Source organism: Neobacillus bataviensis, from assembly GCF_019969725.1.
Genome location: NZ_JAHXYW010000001.1, coordinates 256,719 through 272,235 on the forward strand (window position 1 = coordinate 256,719; position 15,517 = coordinate 272,235).

General features: G+C 40.8%; 13 protein-coding genes. 3 read left to right on the top strand and 10 right to left on the bottom strand.

Translation table 11 applies throughout. The annotated features are described in order from the left end of the window. Positions 1–272 precede the first annotated feature (272 nt). On the top strand, positions 273–839 hold the full coding sequence (locus LC455_RS01340; RefSeq protein WP_223587766.1) for a hypothetical protein: 567 nt from the start codon (positions 273–275) through the stop codon (positions 837–839). 57 nt (positions 840–896) lie between these two features. On the opposite strand, the gene LC455_RS01345 is transcribed toward LC455_RS01340, so the two are convergent. From LC455_RS01345 to LC455_RS01360, 4 genes are read right to left on the bottom strand one after another with little or no spacing between them, the layout of a single operon-like run. Then, positions 897–2,372 carry a sodium:solute symporter family protein gene (locus LC455_RS01345; RefSeq protein ID WP_223587767.1) on the bottom strand — a complete coding sequence of 492 codons (1,476 nt, stop codon included), beginning with the start codon at positions 2,370–2,372 and terminating at the stop codon, positions 897–899. Next, positions 2,372–2,566, bottom strand: a complete 195-nt coding sequence (locus LC455_RS01350) for a DUF3311 domain-containing protein (protein ID WP_223587768.1) — start codon at positions 2,564–2,566, stop codon at positions 2,372–2,374. Before LC455_RS01350 ends, LC455_RS01345 begins: the two co-directional genes overlap by 1 nt. A gap of 48 nt (positions 2,567–2,614) precedes the next feature. Then, entirely contained in the window at positions 2,615–3,799 is a 1,185-nt protein-coding gene (locus LC455_RS01355) for a M20 family metallopeptidase (protein WP_223587769.1), read from the bottom strand. Between the two features lie 16 nt (positions 3,800–3,815). Further along, entirely contained in the window at positions 3,816–5,063 is a 1,248-nt protein-coding gene (locus LC455_RS01360; RefSeq protein WP_223587770.1) for a Zn-dependent hydrolase, read from the bottom strand. 281 nt (positions 5,064–5,344) lie between these two features. Here LC455_RS01360 and LC455_RS01365 point away from each other — a divergent pair, with 281 nt between their 5' ends. Further along, positions 5,345–7,204: a helix-turn-helix domain-containing protein gene (locus tag LC455_RS01365; RefSeq protein WP_223587771.1), complete on the top strand. Its 1,860-nt coding sequence runs from the start codon at positions 5,345–5,347 to the stop codon at positions 7,202–7,204. A 163-nt stretch (positions 7,205–7,367) separates the two neighbouring features. Here LC455_RS01365 and LC455_RS01370 read toward each other — a convergent pair whose 3' ends face one another. The 3 genes from LC455_RS01370 to LC455_RS01380 form a co-directional block, all read right to left on the bottom strand. Continuing rightward, on the bottom strand, positions 7,368–8,306 hold the full coding sequence (locus LC455_RS01370; RefSeq protein WP_223587772.1) for a manganese-dependent inorganic pyrophosphatase: 939 nt from the start codon (positions 8,304–8,306) through the stop codon (positions 7,368–7,370). Positions 8,307–8,410: 104 nt separating this feature from the next. Beyond that, a complete protein-coding gene (locus LC455_RS01375; protein WP_223587773.1) occupies positions 8,411–9,271 on the bottom strand; it encodes a GNAT family N-acetyltransferase in 861 nt (286 codons plus the stop codon). An 18-nt stretch (positions 9,272–9,289) separates the two neighbouring features. Next, positions 9,290–10,543, bottom strand: coding sequence for a GNAT family N-acetyltransferase (locus tag LC455_RS01380; RefSeq protein WP_223587774.1), 1,254 nt, complete (start codon positions 10,541–10,543; stop codon positions 9,290–9,292). 155 nt (positions 10,544–10,698) lie between these two features. Between LC455_RS01380 and LC455_RS01385 the strand changes: the two genes are divergently transcribed. Beyond that, positions 10,699–11,313, top strand: a complete 615-nt coding sequence (locus LC455_RS01385; protein WP_223587775.1) for a TetR/AcrR family transcriptional regulator — start codon at positions 10,699–10,701, stop codon at positions 11,311–11,313. Positions 11,314–11,350: 37 nt separating this feature from the next. Here LC455_RS01385 and LC455_RS01390 read toward each other — a convergent pair whose 3' ends face one another. The 3 genes from LC455_RS01390 to LC455_RS01400 all read right to left on the bottom strand — a co-directional run bounded on the left by LC455_RS01390 (position 11,351) and on the right by LC455_RS01400 (position 15,492). Then, complete coding sequence (locus LC455_RS01390; protein WP_223588649.1) at positions 11,351–12,562, bottom strand: acyl-CoA dehydrogenase family protein; 1,212 nt, start codon at positions 12,560–12,562, stop codon at positions 11,351–11,353. Between the two features lie 177 nt (positions 12,563–12,739). After that, positions 12,740–13,948 (bottom strand): iron-containing alcohol dehydrogenase, encoded by a 1,209-nt coding sequence (locus tag LC455_RS01395; RefSeq protein WP_223587776.1) that lies wholly within the window; start codon positions 13,946–13,948, stop codon positions 12,740–12,742. Positions 13,949–13,965: 17 nt separating this feature from the next. Then, complete coding sequence (locus tag LC455_RS01400; RefSeq protein WP_223587777.1) at positions 13,966–15,492, bottom strand: aldehyde dehydrogenase family protein; 1,527 nt, start codon at positions 15,490–15,492, stop codon at positions 13,966–13,968. Positions 15,493–15,517 lie beyond the last annotated feature (25 nt).

Genomic DNA, 15,517 nt, shown 5'->3' on the forward strand with positions numbered 1-15,517 from the left:
ACGTCTTTCTGCGTATTCCGAGCAAGGAATACATACTTTTAAAGTTTCACCTTTATCATTGATATAGGTTCTAAGAGGTTTTACCTTCCTTTTGCAAATGGCACATTTGTTATTGATTAAATATAAACACAATGGTTCACCTTCATTTAATTATTACTATTACTCTATTCTAGGATTTCATATTTTCACCTAGACTGTTGCCCATATTTGTCCCCCCAATGTGGTTTCGGGCATAAAATGACACTACTAAAGATAAAAAGGGCGGGTGAGGTATGGGATTATTTATCAACAATCGGGAGCACCCTGAAGTGTTTAAAAATAAGCAAACTATTAATGAACCTAATCAAGCGTACTCGCGGAAGGATTATTTTACCGAGCTAATTAATGAACTTAGAATGCAATCACAGCTTAATAAAGAGACCGAAGCCATTCATTGGAAAGAGGTTGACATTCAACTCCACGACCTAAGAGAAAATCATCAATATCAAAAGGAATTTGAAAAGCAGATCATCCAATGCTTACAGACTATTAATGATAAGCAGCTTGAATTGCAAAAAGATTTGGCAGGAAAACTTACCGAACAAGTAGAGTTTGAAGGGAGGGTTTTGCAGCGTTTAGATACACAGGAAGCCCTGATTGACAAAATGTCACGACAGCTAAACAATATTCGTTCCATCCTTTTTGAAAGGACGAATTATTTAGCGGCAAAAATTGAAGATGGCTATAAAGTAACTTCTTCTTATGTTTATAAACTAATGACTGGCTCTGAAAAACCATTAACCTTCTTTCTATTGAATAATAAGAAGGAAGAAGGTCAGAAGCAATCCGACCAGCAATAATCTTATATTTTATACGAAAAAAGTTCACGGCTGTTAATGACCGTGAACTTTTTTGATTTAGGCTACACTCTGATTCGGGTTATTTGCCGTTTTTGCTGATCTTGTAACCGCACTTACAACAAACGTAACGACAAGATTAATAATAAGGGCAATAACTCCAACATTTAAGTCTTTTATAAATTGTGGCAGTGCAGGGAACAGTGTTCCAACCGTTGAAGCACTAATTGTAATGTAAGCAACTGTAAATACTCCTACTGCAATTCCTGCAAAGGCACCTGCCTTCGTCACAATGTTCTTTTTAGCTAAGCTGAATACTAATGCCGGGAATAGTTGAGTTACTAAGCTATATCCCATCAATAACAAAGTCACAAGAGTGTCGCCGCCTTTAAAAGTAAAATAAAGAGCGATGATTGCCACTGCAGGGACAAGATTTTTAGCAAGTTTTGAAATTTGCTGATCAGATGCCTTAGGAACAAATACCTTATATACATTTTTCGCAAGAAGAGTAGCTGCTGACATCATAATCATAGACCCAGGAACGATGGCGGTTAATAAGCCGGCAGCACCGATTAAACCTACTACCCATGGATCAAACGTTTGCATCGAAAGCTTTAACAATGCTAGGTCACCAGCAGCACCTTCTAAACCTTTTACTTGAAGAATTGCCGCGAAGCCTACAAAAAATACAAATAATAACACTAACTGATACAGTGGCATGATAATGGCATTCTTCCGGAATACCTTTGCACTTTGGGCAGAATAAATCGAGCCGAAGGTATGAGGCCACATATAGAAGCCAAGTGCTGTTAATAGAACGGTAGAAATAAACCAAGAAACACTTAAACCAGTAGCGGGCAGCGCAAGAAATCCCGGTTTTGCAGCTTCAATCGCTTCAAACATTGGCTGGAAGCCGCCATAATAATGGATCGGTAAATAGATTCCTAGGAATAAGACGACACCGAGAATCATTATATCCTTAATTACTGCTGTCCATGCCGAACCGTGAATCCCCGAAATCATCACGTATGCTGTAACAGCGATAACACCGATCCAAATCGCAGCCGTTGATGAAATAGAACCGCCAGATGCTTCTGAAACAATAATTCCGAGTCCTTTTAATTGCAAGATAAGGTATGGAATAAGTGCGACAACACCTACTAGCGATACAAAAACTCCAAGAAATGGGCTTTTATATTTGCTGACAAAGAAATCGGATTGAGACATCAATTTGTTATCTTTCGCATATTTCCAAATGGCAGGAAGCAGCCAATAAGACATGATATAAGCTAAACAGCCGTATCCTAAAATATAATATGTTGGGCCGCCTTTCCCGTATGCCCATCCACTTCCACCTAAGAAGGTAAAGGTCGTATAAATCTCACCAGCCATCAACAAGAAAACAAAGATGGTTCCGAAGCCGCGGCCTCCGACTGACCATTGCTCAAGGCTCATGTCCTTCCCCTTTTGGGCCTGGACACCAAGGAAGATCGATAACGCTAAAAATCCGAAAATAATAATTAATGCGGTATTCATTAAATCTCCTCCTTATTTTCCGGGTCCAATTTAAAAACAATCGCCATGATGCCAGAAGTTAGTACTACCCATAAAACGATATAAAATAGAACAAAAGGCATCCCGAAAACATAGGGAGTGACTTTATTGACGAAAGGTACGCCCCCAAGTAAACCAATGAACGGAATAAGTGCAAGAAGCTGATGAAATTTCATAACCTAACCCCCATTTTTTTATATCTATTCTGCTTTGTTCTACAAACTTCACCCCAAAAATTTAAATGTTGCATTTAGGAATGTTTTCACACCGATTTCGAGTGCATCTTCATCAATGGTGAAGCGTGCATGATGATGTGGATACGTAATTCCTTCCGCTTCATTTCCTGCTCCGACATAGAAATAACAGCCTGGAGCTTTTTCCATAAAGGCCGAGAAATCTTCACCGCCCATATTTGGTCTCATCATATCAAGGGCTTCTTCACCAAAAACTTCTCTAACAGTTTCTTCAATGACAGCAGTCACTTCGTTGTTATTGATAACGGGACGATAGCCAAATTCATATTTAAAATCATAGGATCCTTCATGTGCTTCCGTGATCCCCTTTACGACACGTTCCATTTTTCCCGGAATCGATTCACGCAGTTTAGGATCGAGGGTTCGAACCGTACCCCAAAGTGTAACAGCCCCTGGAATAACATTATGCGTGGTACCGCCGAGAATTTGGGTTACAGAAATAACTAGGCTATCAAGCGGATCCGTATTCCTTGAGACAATGTGCTGCAAATTGGTTACAACCTGGGCCGCAATCGCGATGGAATCGATTGTTTGATGCGGGAGGGCAGCATGTCCCCCTTTCCCCTTTACTGTAATCCAAAAAGTATCCGGAGCGGCCATCATTGGACCGTAAACCACGCCAACTTTGCCTATTTCCATTGGGGACCACAGATGTGTTCCAATTACTAAATCGACCCCATCCATTACACCAGCATGAACCATTTCTTCAGCACCGCCAGGAAAAAGCTCTTCGGCATGCTGGAACAAGAAACGAACTTCCCCTTTAATTAGGTCCTTTAAACCTGAAAGTATTTTTGCTGTTCCCAAGAGCATTGCTGTATGCCCGTCATGTCCGCATGCATGCATGACCCCTGGGTTTTGGGAAGCAAATTCAAATGTGTTCTCTTCCTGAATTGGAAGAGCATCCATGTCCGCTCGAATCGCAAGAGTTTTTCCCGGTTGAGTTCCAATCAAACGTGCCATGACACTTGTTTTTGTCGGCCTGGAAATTTCCAAGTTTCCAAAAGAATGTAATGTATCAAAAATAAATTGGGCCGTATTTTCTTCATGAAATGAAACTTCCGGATTTTGATGTAAATGTCTTCTCCATGAAATGACCTGTTCCTTTAGATTACTTGCCAATTGATTTAGATTTGTTGAAGTACCTGTACTCATTGAAATCATCTCCAATTTATTTCATTGTTACATTAACTTTTTGGACAGCCAGTTTCAGAACTGTTTGATAGAGGACATTCGCTCCGTCTCTACAATCTTCTTTTGAGCTCCATTCAGCTGGATCGTGGCTTATTCCATTCTTTGAGCGAATGAAGATCATCCCCATTGGACATAAATCCATTAATTGCATCCCGTCATGGCCCGCTCCACTAGGGAGAAATTGAACCTCAAGCCCAAGCGATTCAAATGCTTCGCTTGCAGCATTTTTGATCAAGTCAGAGCATGGGGCAGGTGCAACCCGTTGCAGATCTTCAATGGTTAACTTAACACCTTGATTTTCACAGATCTTTGCAGCAGCTTTTCTTATTTGATATTCCACACCGTCGCGGACATTCTCATCAATATCCCGTAAATCTAAAGTGAATTCGACATGGCCAGGAATGATGTTGATTCCCCCTGGTAATACTTGAACTTGTCCAACAGTCCCCACTGTCGTTCCCGTTTTTGAAGCTTCCTCCTCAATCACTAACATCACTCTTGCTGCTGCTGTTAATGCATCATGCCTTATTGGCATTGGAGTCGCTCCTGCGTGGCCAACTTCCCCTTCAAAAGTGAACTTAAGCCACAACGGTCCAGCGAGTCCGGAAACGATCCCAGTTGAAAGGTTCTGACCTTCAAGGACTTTCCCCTGCTCTATATGAAGCTCCACATATGCTTTGACATCCCCAGGTTTACGGGCAGCTTTCGCAATTTCATCAGGGTTAAGACCACTGGAGACGAATGCTTCCGCTATTGAAATCCCCTGTTTATCTTTATTCAGCAGTTCCTCCTGTGTAAGGGTACCAGCGATTCCTCGGCTGCCAATCATACCAAAGCTGAACCTTGCTCCTTCTTCATCAGTAAATGCAATGACTTCAATTGGATGTTCTGTTTCAATCTCTTCATCATTCATCACTTGGAGTGCTTCAACAGCAGCCAGAACTCCCAATGGTCCATCGAAATTGCCTCCATTAAAGACTGAATCGACATGGGAGCCGGTCAGAACTACTGAAGCTTTCGGATTCAAACCTTCTTTTCTCCCAATTAAGTTTCCAACTTCATCTTCCCGAACCATTAGTCCAGCTTCCTTCATAAAGGATGCAACCAGATTCTTGGCATCTCTTTCTTCCTGGGTAAAGGACAAACGAGTAACTCCCCCAGATTCTGTTTTTCCAATTTCGCTTAGGAGCTGTAATCGGCTCCATAATCTTTCTGCATTTATCAAGGCTCTACCCCTTCTGCCAATTTCATAGTTTTATTGTGTTAATAGAATGGCGTGTATTTTTTATGTATTTATAATTATAAAACTTATCTGAATTTTTATAATGTTTTTTTGCACAAAATTTCGAATAAACAATTTGTGTAAAAACACAAAAATAAGCGTTAAATATCCCCTATTCCTTATTATACCTTATAAAAATCATACAATTACGAAAATTTTTTGTTAAAATAGATAATAGAAAGTAATTTTTTCATTATTTTAATAAATTAGATTTGAGGTGCATCATGAAGGAAACACTTAGCCATCGACAGCTGCAATCATTAATTCATGTATCCAATGTTTTAAACTCTTCCTTGGATATCGATACTATTATAGATTCAATTATGGTTCAAACCGTCTCTGTTATCGATGCAGCCCATGGAGGTGTTTTATTTATCTATGATCCAAAAGAAGATGTGCTCATTCCAAAGTCTGACAGCAACTTTAAATCCGAAATATCAAATGTAAGACTAAAACCTGGTGAGTCGATGACAGGCCTCGCTTTCACTGCACAGAAATGCTTGATATTTCATAACAGGACGGAAGTGGAAAAGGCAACCGCTACTCTTTCCGAAAAGAACCTGGCACTAATGCTTAAAACAATACCGACAGTCCCTTATTCAACCATTTGCGCCCCTATCCTGTTAAAAGGGGATTGCATTGGAGTAATTACGCTTGATTCCTTTGATCCGTCGCTTCACTTTATTCCGGAGGATATTAATCTATTAACCGCAATTGCCCACCAGGCGGCCGTTGCCTTGGAAAAGGCCAGCCTCTACCGCGAGCAGGAAGAGACCGTAAGGCAGCTGGAATCATTAAATGACACTATTTCACAACAAAATGAGATGCTTTCCCGCTCGGTAGATGTCCATAATCAGCTGGCTAAACTAGTTTTAAACGGCGAAGGGCTTGATTCGATTATTTCCTATTTACATGTGACAACCGGTCACACGGTATTGCTGTTAGATGATCTGGGCGAGCTGATCTATTCGTCATTTCAGAACACTCCGAGAAATATTGACTTATCCACGATAAAACAAATGGCACAGGATTCTATCAAGACACCTGGGACTTCCCGTTCTTTTCATGAAATAACCTTGAATGATGGGAATCAGTGTTTAACGGTGCTCCCAGTGGGGGCAATGCCGACCTTATATGGCTCACTTGTCATTGTTGCACCAGAAAAAATGCGCGAAGTGGATATTGCCGCATTGGAGCATGCTTGTACCGTTATTGCGCTCGAGTTAGTGAAAGAACAAGCCATTTTTGACGCTCAAGAACGAATAAATGATCAATTTATCGACGTTCTCTTTTCCGGAAAAATGGACGACACGATTCTTCAAAAAACAAAACAGATGGATTTTGACCCTATGGGGGACTATATGGCACTCATCATTCGTCTTGACGAATCCGATAATATCCCAAAACGGAACAGTATTATCCGCCATCTGGTCCAATTAGCCAACCGCGTATTTTTAAAAAATTTCTTAAAGGGGATAGCTGCCAGGAATCACGATCAAATCGTCATCCTTTTAACTTTTCAACAAAAGGTGCCTGCTTCATATGCCCATCATCAGGTTAAAGAGCTCGTATCGAATTTCCAGCAGGAAATTCAATTAAAGAATTGGGGAACAACAGTTTCCATCGGGATCGGCCGGATTCATTCGAGTTTATTGAAGGTTACCAAATCTCTGCAGGAAGCGGCGAAATGCCTGCAATTCCTGCGGAGCTTTAGAGGGAAAAACCAGGTTATCAGTTATAAAGATCTCGGTGTCCAAAGGCTTCTACTTCAAAATACTGAAGAAGAACTAACTGATTTTATCAGAGAGATTCTCGGTCCTTTAATGGAGTATGACCAATCCAGGAAAGGGGAACTCCTCCCTTCCCTATTTGCTTATCTTGAACACAATCAAAATGCTAAAGAAGCGGCAGAAGCCATTCATGTTCATACTAATACACTTATGTATCGCTTAAAGAGAATCGAAGACATACTGTCAACGGATTTTTCGGACAGCCAGCAATTTTTGAACATCCATCTGGCTGTAAACCTTTATCCGTTTTTGAAAGACAAACTGCAAGAAAATAAGAACCATACCGTTCTATAAAAAATGGGCGCACCAGTATTTTCTGGGCGCCCATTTGTACTTTATACGACTGAAATAATAGGCTGGCTCAAAATCCCTCCCTATTATTATCCACCCGGTTTACCAGCGAACTAACCCAAGTAAAAAACCGTTCATGCCGATTGTATGCATGAACGGTTTTTTATTACAATTCACCTTTAGTGAAAATATCTGTTAAGACAGGAACAATTTGTTTTTTACGGGAAACAACACCTTTTAAGGTTGCGGTGTTATTGGAAAGTGTCACATTATAAGCTTTTTCTATAGCCGCAGTTTTGCTTCCTAGCGCTAAACCAATTGAATCGTTAGTTAAAATATCTGTAACGACAAATAAGAATAAATCAAGGTTTTTTTCTTCGATTTTTTGCGAAATAGCAGCTTCTAATTCCTCTTGACGTGATAGGACATCAGCCGTGTCAACTACATTTACTTGCGCAATTTCCACTTTGCTTACGCCCATTTCGAATCCTTTAGCATCCAGGCTTAAAAGTTCTTCAATTGATTTATCCCTAACATCTGCACCAGCTTTAAGCATTTCTAATCCGTAGCTTTCCGCATCGACACCAGCGATTTCTGCCAATTCACGTGCTGCGGCCACGTCTTCTTGCGTGCAGGTTGGTGATTTGAATAACAAGGAATCAGAAATAATCGCTGAAAGCATAAGTCCGGCAATTTCAGGTTTAATTTCCTTGCCATTTTCCTTGTACATTTTATTTAAAATAGTTGCTGTACATCCAACTGGCTCGCAGCGGTAGTAAAGGGGATCACTTGTTTCAAAGTTGGCAATCCGGTGGTGGTCAATTACTTCTAATACACGAACATCAGTAATATCGTTTGCACTTTGCTGACGCTCATTATGATCAACTAAGATAACGGAGTTGACTTCCGAAGCCACGGCTTCAACTAAACGTGGAACCTCAGCATTAAATTTATCAAGCGCAAATTGTGTTTCGCCATTAATTTGGCCAAGGCGGATAGGCTCAACCTCTAACCCTAGCTGTGTTTTTAAGTCTGCATAGGCGATCGCAGAACAAATTGAATCTGTGTCTGGATTTTTATGTCCGAAAATCAATACTTTTTCCATTTTTATTACTCCTAATCGTATTAAATTATGTAAGACCGCCCCATTAAATGAACATGGCCCTATTGGAAATTATATAATAATACGATTTAGGTTTCAAAAAAAATTTATTCGGTGATTTTTTTTAGCATCTGAACCTGCTCTGTGGTTTTATTAAATCCAAGATCCATTAGGTATTGAATAACTGGATAGGAGATAGATCCATTGATGATCGTGAAGATCACCTTATTATCGGCATTTTCAGTGATCGCGGCCAAAATGGCATTTATGTTCTGGACATTCACTTCTCCTAATAGTTTCAACTGATATAAAAATACCTTCTCTAGCTGACCATTTTGATTCCACACTTTCTTATACAAGCCATATCCCAATGGATTTCCCGACTTACTATAATATACTTGTGCTTCACCGGACATTACGCTCTGCCATTGGCATTGCCATGGGACATTTTCTTTATAAAAAGGAAAAAGTGCGAGCTTTTCTGGGCGGATCGATTCTGCTTGAATTGGGTTCACATTTGTACCCTTTGGTGTCCCGCTCAAGAATACGAGTGAATCGATAATCTCATAACCAAATCTTTGGTATAGGCGGATGGCTTTCTCATTTTCCTTTATTGCTTCAAGCGTGGCAGCTTCGACCCCATTTTCCTGATAAATTTTTAAGGTTTCTTCCATTAATAGTTGGGAAACACCTTTCCCTCGATATTCTGGAGCAATTCCCGTTCCTCCATTCCAGGCTGTTTTTTTACCCTCCACCGTGCGAAACCCATTCACTACGATGGCGATTGGTTCCTTCTGATCAAATGCAACAATGGAATCGTTCAATGAAAGACCTTCATTTACCATGCGATTAAAGAACAAGTCGGGTGTCATTTCAATTTGGACAAAATATTCTTCAAATCCTCGGTTCCAGGCCATAACCGCCTCTTCTATGGTGCATTCGGTTAATTTTTTTATAGTATATTGCATTCCTTTTCCCCTCCTAAGCTAAAATACAGAAATACATCTAGGCTTTTCGATTGAGAAAAACAAACGGTTCATAGTCTGGATATACTTGGAATTTGATACTTCGATTCTTCCTAGTAAATATAAATCTTTAAAGGTTACAACTCCCATGAGCATTGAAGAAAAATCAGATATATCCAATGAGATTTCAACATCATAATCCCCATTTGAAGCCACTTTCACCCAGCCGTTATGAGCATGGAGAATTAACTCGACATTGTTTTGCAGCAAAAATGTATCCTTAATCTTAAGTTTTACCTTCGCCGTTACCTGGTTGAAATTATGATTCTTTAAATCTTCAAAAATCCCATGAACATTAATGATGCGATACATTAATCCTACACCTGAGAGGTTGCTTTCATGATATACACTAGGAAGGAGATTATGAGAACCATTACGTGGATCCTCAATCAAATAGTGGACATTCTCCTCTTGGGTATTCAAGACAATTCGGTTTACCTGGTCCGCTTGGGTATGGAGAAACGTGCTAATTTCTAACAAAGCTTCTGGAGTTTCGAAAATCATTTCTTTGATGACTAAGTCATTGTTTATAAAATTGGTTGGGCTCCTTTTTTCAAATGAAAACTGCATATAGCCTTTGATTTTATAATCCTCTTCAAATCCAATTATTCTGATGTCTGGATTCTTAAACATCCCTTCTAATTCCGCATCAGTCTTATAAAACATGCCATGGGTTTTTATAGCATACCTTGAATAACAATCCCTTACTTTCTCTTTATCTTTTAAGCTTAAAAACCTAAGTCTTGTTTTACTCGGACCTAGTGGGAAGCTTTCCGGAGTGATTCGATACTGGTGCATCTTTGGTCCATACCCAAACCCCATCTTTTTGTAAAAATCAGGACGGAATGGATAAAGAAGCACCATATTTGTTCCCTTTTCTAAAAAGGAACTTAGAAAATATGAAATGAGCTCCTTGGCTGCTTTTTCTTTTTTATGTAAAAGATCGACTGCTACAAGCCCAACTCCCCCTACAGGAATGAATTTTTCGAAAAGGTTCATTTGGTAGTAATGAAGCCTCATCCCTCCCAATAATCTGTCATTTCTAAACAATCCGTAAAAATCGAGGGAAGCATCTTGGTCCTGTCGCTCGATAAATCTTTTTAAAGTGGCTTCTTTCATCTCTTTTGTTGACTGCATCATCCCAGGATAAGCATTTGTCACGATTTCTACGAATTCCTTTAATTCATCGTTATGTAATTTTCTAATCTCGCTCATCGTTACCCTCCTACCAAAACCGACTATTCAGTCTATTTTCATTAAATCAAATCCTTAGCTCTTTTTCAATATTTTCTGATAAAAATCTTTCATTACATTTTGACATGTTTTTTGTTAAGATTAGTCTTAGTCAAGAATTTTTGGGGAGGATGTTTATGCCACCAGTTGTTTCCGATAAATATAAACAAGAAAAGAAAGCGGCAATCCTCAAGAGTGCCTTCGAATGTTTTGCTGAAAAAGGATTTCAAGTTGCAACGATAGACGATATCGTTGCCCATTCCAAAATCAGCAAGGGAGCCATTTATAATTATTTTAATTCCAAGGATGATATTTACATTGAATTAATGAATCAACATACCAACGAGAATATTACTTCGCTAAAACGCGAACTCGAAAAATTGGCTGATACAAGAGAAAAGCTGGATTATTTTTTTCATCTATATAGTCACCTTGATCAACACCCCCAATTTTCCAATTCAACCCGGGTACATATCGAATTTTGGCTGTATTCCACTAGAAAAAACGAACTACGCGATATCATGCTGGCTCGATATGAATTGTATAAAAACCTTTTTAAAAGTATTTTGGTGGAAGGAATTGAAAAAGGGGAAATCTCAACAAGTGTTAATCCTGATGAACTTTCCTTCATTTTCTGGGGAGTTATTGATGGTATCTCCTTGCATTTTGCCATGCTATTAGACCAATATCCTTATCAAAAGGTCTATAAGGAAATACAAGAACTAATATATACTAAATTAGGATTTAACTAAAAACCCATTATGGATATGCCATAATGGGTTTTACTTTTTACTTTACTGTTTCTTTTGCCTCTTCAAACGGCCATGCTGGAAGTGTGCTTGATAAGGGCTTGTCCTCGCGGTAGCCTAAAACATATTCCGCCTGCATAACAGTATGAATTTCACGAGTTCCTTCATAAATAACTGGTGCCTTGGCATTTCTTAAATAACGCTCTACCGGGTACTCATTGGAGAATCCATAGGCCCCGTGAATTTGTACCGCATCGTTTGCAGCTTCCCAGGCATAATCACAAGCCTGCCACTTTGCTAGAGAGGTTTCACGTGTATTTCGTTTCCCTTGATTTTTTAACCAGCCGGCTCTAAATACAAGTAAACGTGATTGCACTAGGCCCGCTTCCATTTTGGCAATCATTTGCTGCACAAGCTGGTGCTTGCCAATTTCTTTTCCAAATGTACTCCTTTCATGACAATATTTTAAGCTTGCTTCTAAACTGGCCATGATGGTCCCACATGCACCTGCTGCCACAGTAAATCTGCCGTTATCTAGGGCAGACATGGCAATTTTAAAACCTTCCCCTTCTTGTCCAAGTAAATTTTCTTTCGGGACTTTCACATTATCAAAAAAGAGTTCCCCCGTATTTCCCGCACGAATTCCCAGTTTCCCTTTAATTGCTTTTGAAGAAAATCCTTCCCATTTCCTCTCTACAATAAATGCGGATATTCCATGATGTTTTTTGCTCTTATCCGTGTAAGCAAACACCAAAAAGTGATCGGCTACATCACAAAGGGAAATCCATGTTTTAGACCCATTTAATATGTAATATTCGCCTTCTTTTACGGCTGTTGTTTGCATCGCCGCAACGTCGGACCCGGCATTAGGCTCGGTTAATCCAAAAGCACCAACCTTTTCACCCTTTGCCTGAGGTGTGAGATACTTTTGCTTTTGTTCTTCATTACCCCATTGCAGCAAGGTCATGCTGTTAAGACCAGTGTGAACTGATACCGCTGTACGGAAGGCCGTATCTCCTCTTTCTAATTCTTCGCAGACAATGGCCAAAGAGTTATAATCCATGCCGCTGCCGCTATATTGTTCAGGAATACAAACACCCATAAGTCCTAAATCAGCAAGGCGTGTTAGAATAGACGATTCAAAATGCTGTTTTTCATCCCATTCTCGAATATATGGGTTAATTTCCTTGTCTACAAACTGTCTTACTGTTTTTCTTAATAATTCTTGTTCTTCTGTAAGTGAAAAATCCATCATTGTTATGTTCCTCCTGAGTCAATTGTAAGGTTATTTGCAAGAATCCCTAGTTTATTTGCGAATTTTCATTGTTTATTTGCGAATCTGACCCATTTATTTGTGATTCTAGCAATTTTATTTGCGAATCACCCCAGCCAAGGAATTTTTATTCTCTGGCCGGGACACAATTCTAATCTACTTAACCGTCAAGGGAACAACCCTTTGCCCAATCGCCGCAATCAATTCTTTTGGCATAGGGAAACTCAAGGCCGCCGGGTCCTTCATTACGGCTGGAATCGTCTGCAGCAGTGCTTCTTCCGAAATATTGTATTCTTTAAAATCAGCCGGTAAGCCGCACTTTTTCTGGAGCAAGCGAATTTTATCCACAACCTTAGATAAAGCGGTTTCAGCTGAATCTCCCTCCACATCCACATTTAACGCTTGTGCCAGTTTAGCCGCCTTTGGCAAATACAGCTGCGGAACCAGTTCCATAACCACCGGTAAGAATACAGCGTTTGCCAAGCCATGCGGAATGCGGAACAACGCACCATATGCATGGGCCATATTATGAACTGGAATCGCATTTAAAGCGAAGCTGAAGGCGGTAATTCCCATTAAACTCGCCTGAAGCAGATCCATCCGGGCTTCAAGGTTCTCGCCTTCTGCCACCGCAACCGGAAGATTTTTTTCAATTAAGCGAATCGCATGGAGGGCATAAGCATCTGTTAATCCCGTCGCTGTCGGTGATGCCAATGCTTCAATCGCATGAGTTAACGCATCAAAACCTGTAAAAGCGGTAATGAATGGCGGAAGCCCGACAGTTAAGTCCGGATCTAAAACGGCCATATCGGCATTTATAAACGGATTGATGATATTCGTCTTCATTTGAATATCCTCATTATAAATAACAGCAATTGGCGACACCTCTGATCCGGTACCCGCTGTCGTCGGTATGGCAATATGCGGAATGGGGATATGGTTCGCCTTTGGAAAAGACTCAAACAATAAGCCGCCCGGAATAGCCTCTTTAATGTCGGCAAGCCCTTTATGGAGTGCATACTTCACACCTTTGACAGTATCAAGGACACTTCCGCCGCCAACCGCCAGCAAACTATCTGCCCCGACTTCCTTTGCATAACGAACCGCATCATTAATACAACGGCTTTCCGCATCTTGAGCAATGTCAAGATATGTTCCAACTAGCTGCGGGCCGCTTCCATGGCTAGTCAGCTCAAAAATAGACGCTACTTTTTCGACGATACCTGCTTTTTCTAGGCCTTTATCGCTTAAAAGAAGTACACGTTTTGCACCAAGCCCGGCAAATAAACTCGGTACCATGGCCCGTGAATTTGAACCGCTGTAAATTCCAGTACGTAACATGAACTGTGATAAGGTTGTTTTCATTTTAAATCCTCACCTCTTCATTTGTTTTGGCCGAATAAAATACCGTACCAATTACGCCTCTCCAGCTCTGGGGACATGGAAGTGTGAACATGCTTCACTTGTGTATAGGCATCAAGTGAATGCTGCCCCATTTCCCGGCCGATGCCGCTTTGTTTATATCCGCCGAAAGGAGCATCACTGCGAAGCATATGCCAGTCATTGATCCAAACCACACCTGCTTGAAGCTTTCTCGCAACCTCATAGGCCTTATTTACGTCACGGGTCCAAACACCTGCAGCTAATCCATAAATCGTATCATTTGCCATTTTAATCGCTTCGTCTAAATCTGAATAACGGATAACAGATAGTACTGGTCCGAAAATTTCCTCTTGAGCAATTTTCATATCATTAGTTACATTGGTAAAAATCGTCGGCTCGATAAAATGACCTTCTTCACAGCCTGGAACCTTCACTTCTTTGCCGCCGCAAACTAATGTTGCTCCCTCTTGTTTTCCAGCCTCAATGTAAGAGAGAATGGTTTCTTTTTGTTTTCTCGAAATGACAGGTCCAACATCCGTTGCGGGATCAAGCGGATTTCCGAGCTGTAATTTTCCAGCCAAGGCCACAAGTCCTTCTACAACTTGGTCATAAAGCTTATCTGGGACAAATAACCGGGTACCAGATTCACATAACTGACCGGAATGCAGGAATACCCCAAACAAACTTCCAGGGAGGGCGATACTTAGGTCGGCATCTTCTAAAATTATATTTGGCGATTTTCCCCCAAGCTCTAGTGTAGTATTTTTAATCGTCCCAGCGGCAAGTCCCATAATTCTTCTGCCAACCTCGGTTGATCCTGTAAAGGCAACCTTGTCAACCTTTGGATGTGTTACCAGGGCCTCTCCTACTTCTGCACCAGGACCTGCCACAACGTTTATGACACCAGGAGGGACCACGGCAGAGATAATTTCTGCTAGTTTCAGAGTAGAAAGCGGGGTGTAGCTGGCAGGTTTGATCACAATGGTGTTCCCCATTGCCAGTGCCGGAGCGATTTTCCATGTCGCGATTACCATTGGCAGATTCCAAGGGGTGATGGCTGCACAAACGCCAATAGGCTCTCTCCAGATAAAGTTATGGGCCGGCCCAGGGAATGGTGGAACTGGTAGAGTCTCAGAAAAAGGATATTCTAACGTAAATTTTGCAAGCGTTTGAAATAAATCAACCATTTGTAAAATATCGCTGCTGCCAATTCGGCGGACCGTTCCACCTGAACTAATTGCTTCCAAGTAAGCCAATTCTTCTGCATTCGCAGCGATTTGATAGGAAATAGCATAGAGTACATTTGCCCGATCCTTTGGCTTCATACTTTTCCAATCGCCATGGTCAAAGGCATCGCGCGCTGCTTTCACTGCACGATCCACGTCAGCCGGCGTTCCTTTTGCAACCTTTGCTGCCAGCTCTCCGGTTGCTGGGTTGAACACATCAAACATTTCCTGGCTGCGAGCTTGCTCCCACTTTCCGTTTATAAAGTGGGGAAAAGCTGGCACCTCTACCTTTACTGTCATCGTAAAATCCTCCTTAGTTATATTT

Bases quoted from the DNA above. Each gene is read 5' to 3' on its own strand.
- LC455_RS01340 (WP_223587766.1), top strand. From the start codon at position 273: ATGGGATTATTTATCAACAATCGGGAGCACCCTGAAGTGTTTAAAAAT.
- LC455_RS01345 (WP_223587767.1), bottom strand. From the start codon at position 2,372: ATGAATACCGCATTAATTATTATTTTCGGATTTTTAGCGTTATCGATC.
- LC455_RS01350 (WP_223587768.1), bottom strand. From the start codon at position 2,566: ATGAAATTTCATCAGCTTCTTGCACTTATTCCGTTCATTGGTTTACTT.
- LC455_RS01355 (WP_223587769.1), bottom strand. From the start codon at position 3,799: ATGAGTACAGGTACTTCAACAAATCTAAATCAATTGGCAAGTAATCTA.
- LC455_RS01365 (WP_223587771.1), top strand. From the start codon at position 5,345: ATGAAGGAAACACTTAGCCATCGACAGCTGCAATCATTAATTCATGTA.
- LC455_RS01370 (WP_223587772.1), bottom strand. From the start codon at position 8,306: ATGGAAAAAGTATTGATTTTCGGACATAAAAATCCAGACACAGATTCA.
- LC455_RS01375 (WP_223587773.1), bottom strand. From the start codon at position 9,271: ATGCAATATACTATAAAAAAATTAACCGAATGCACCATAGAAGAGGCG.
- LC455_RS01380 (WP_223587774.1), bottom strand. From the start codon at position 10,543: ATGAGCGAGATTAGAAAATTACATAACGATGAATTAAAGGAATTCGTA.
- LC455_RS01385 (WP_223587775.1), top strand. From the start codon at position 10,699: ATGCCACCAGTTGTTTCCGATAAATATAAACAAGAAAAGAAAGCGGCA.
- LC455_RS01390 (WP_223588649.1), bottom strand. From the start codon at position 12,562: ATGGATTTTTCACTTACAGAAGAACAAGAATTATTAAGAAAAACAGTA.
- LC455_RS01395 (WP_223587776.1), bottom strand. From the start codon at position 13,948: ATGAAAACAACCTTATCACAGTTCATGTTACGTACTGGAATTTACAGC.
- LC455_RS01400 (WP_223587777.1), bottom strand. From the start codon at position 15,492: ATGACAGTAAAGGTAGAGGTGCCAGCTTTTCCCCACTTTATAAACGGA.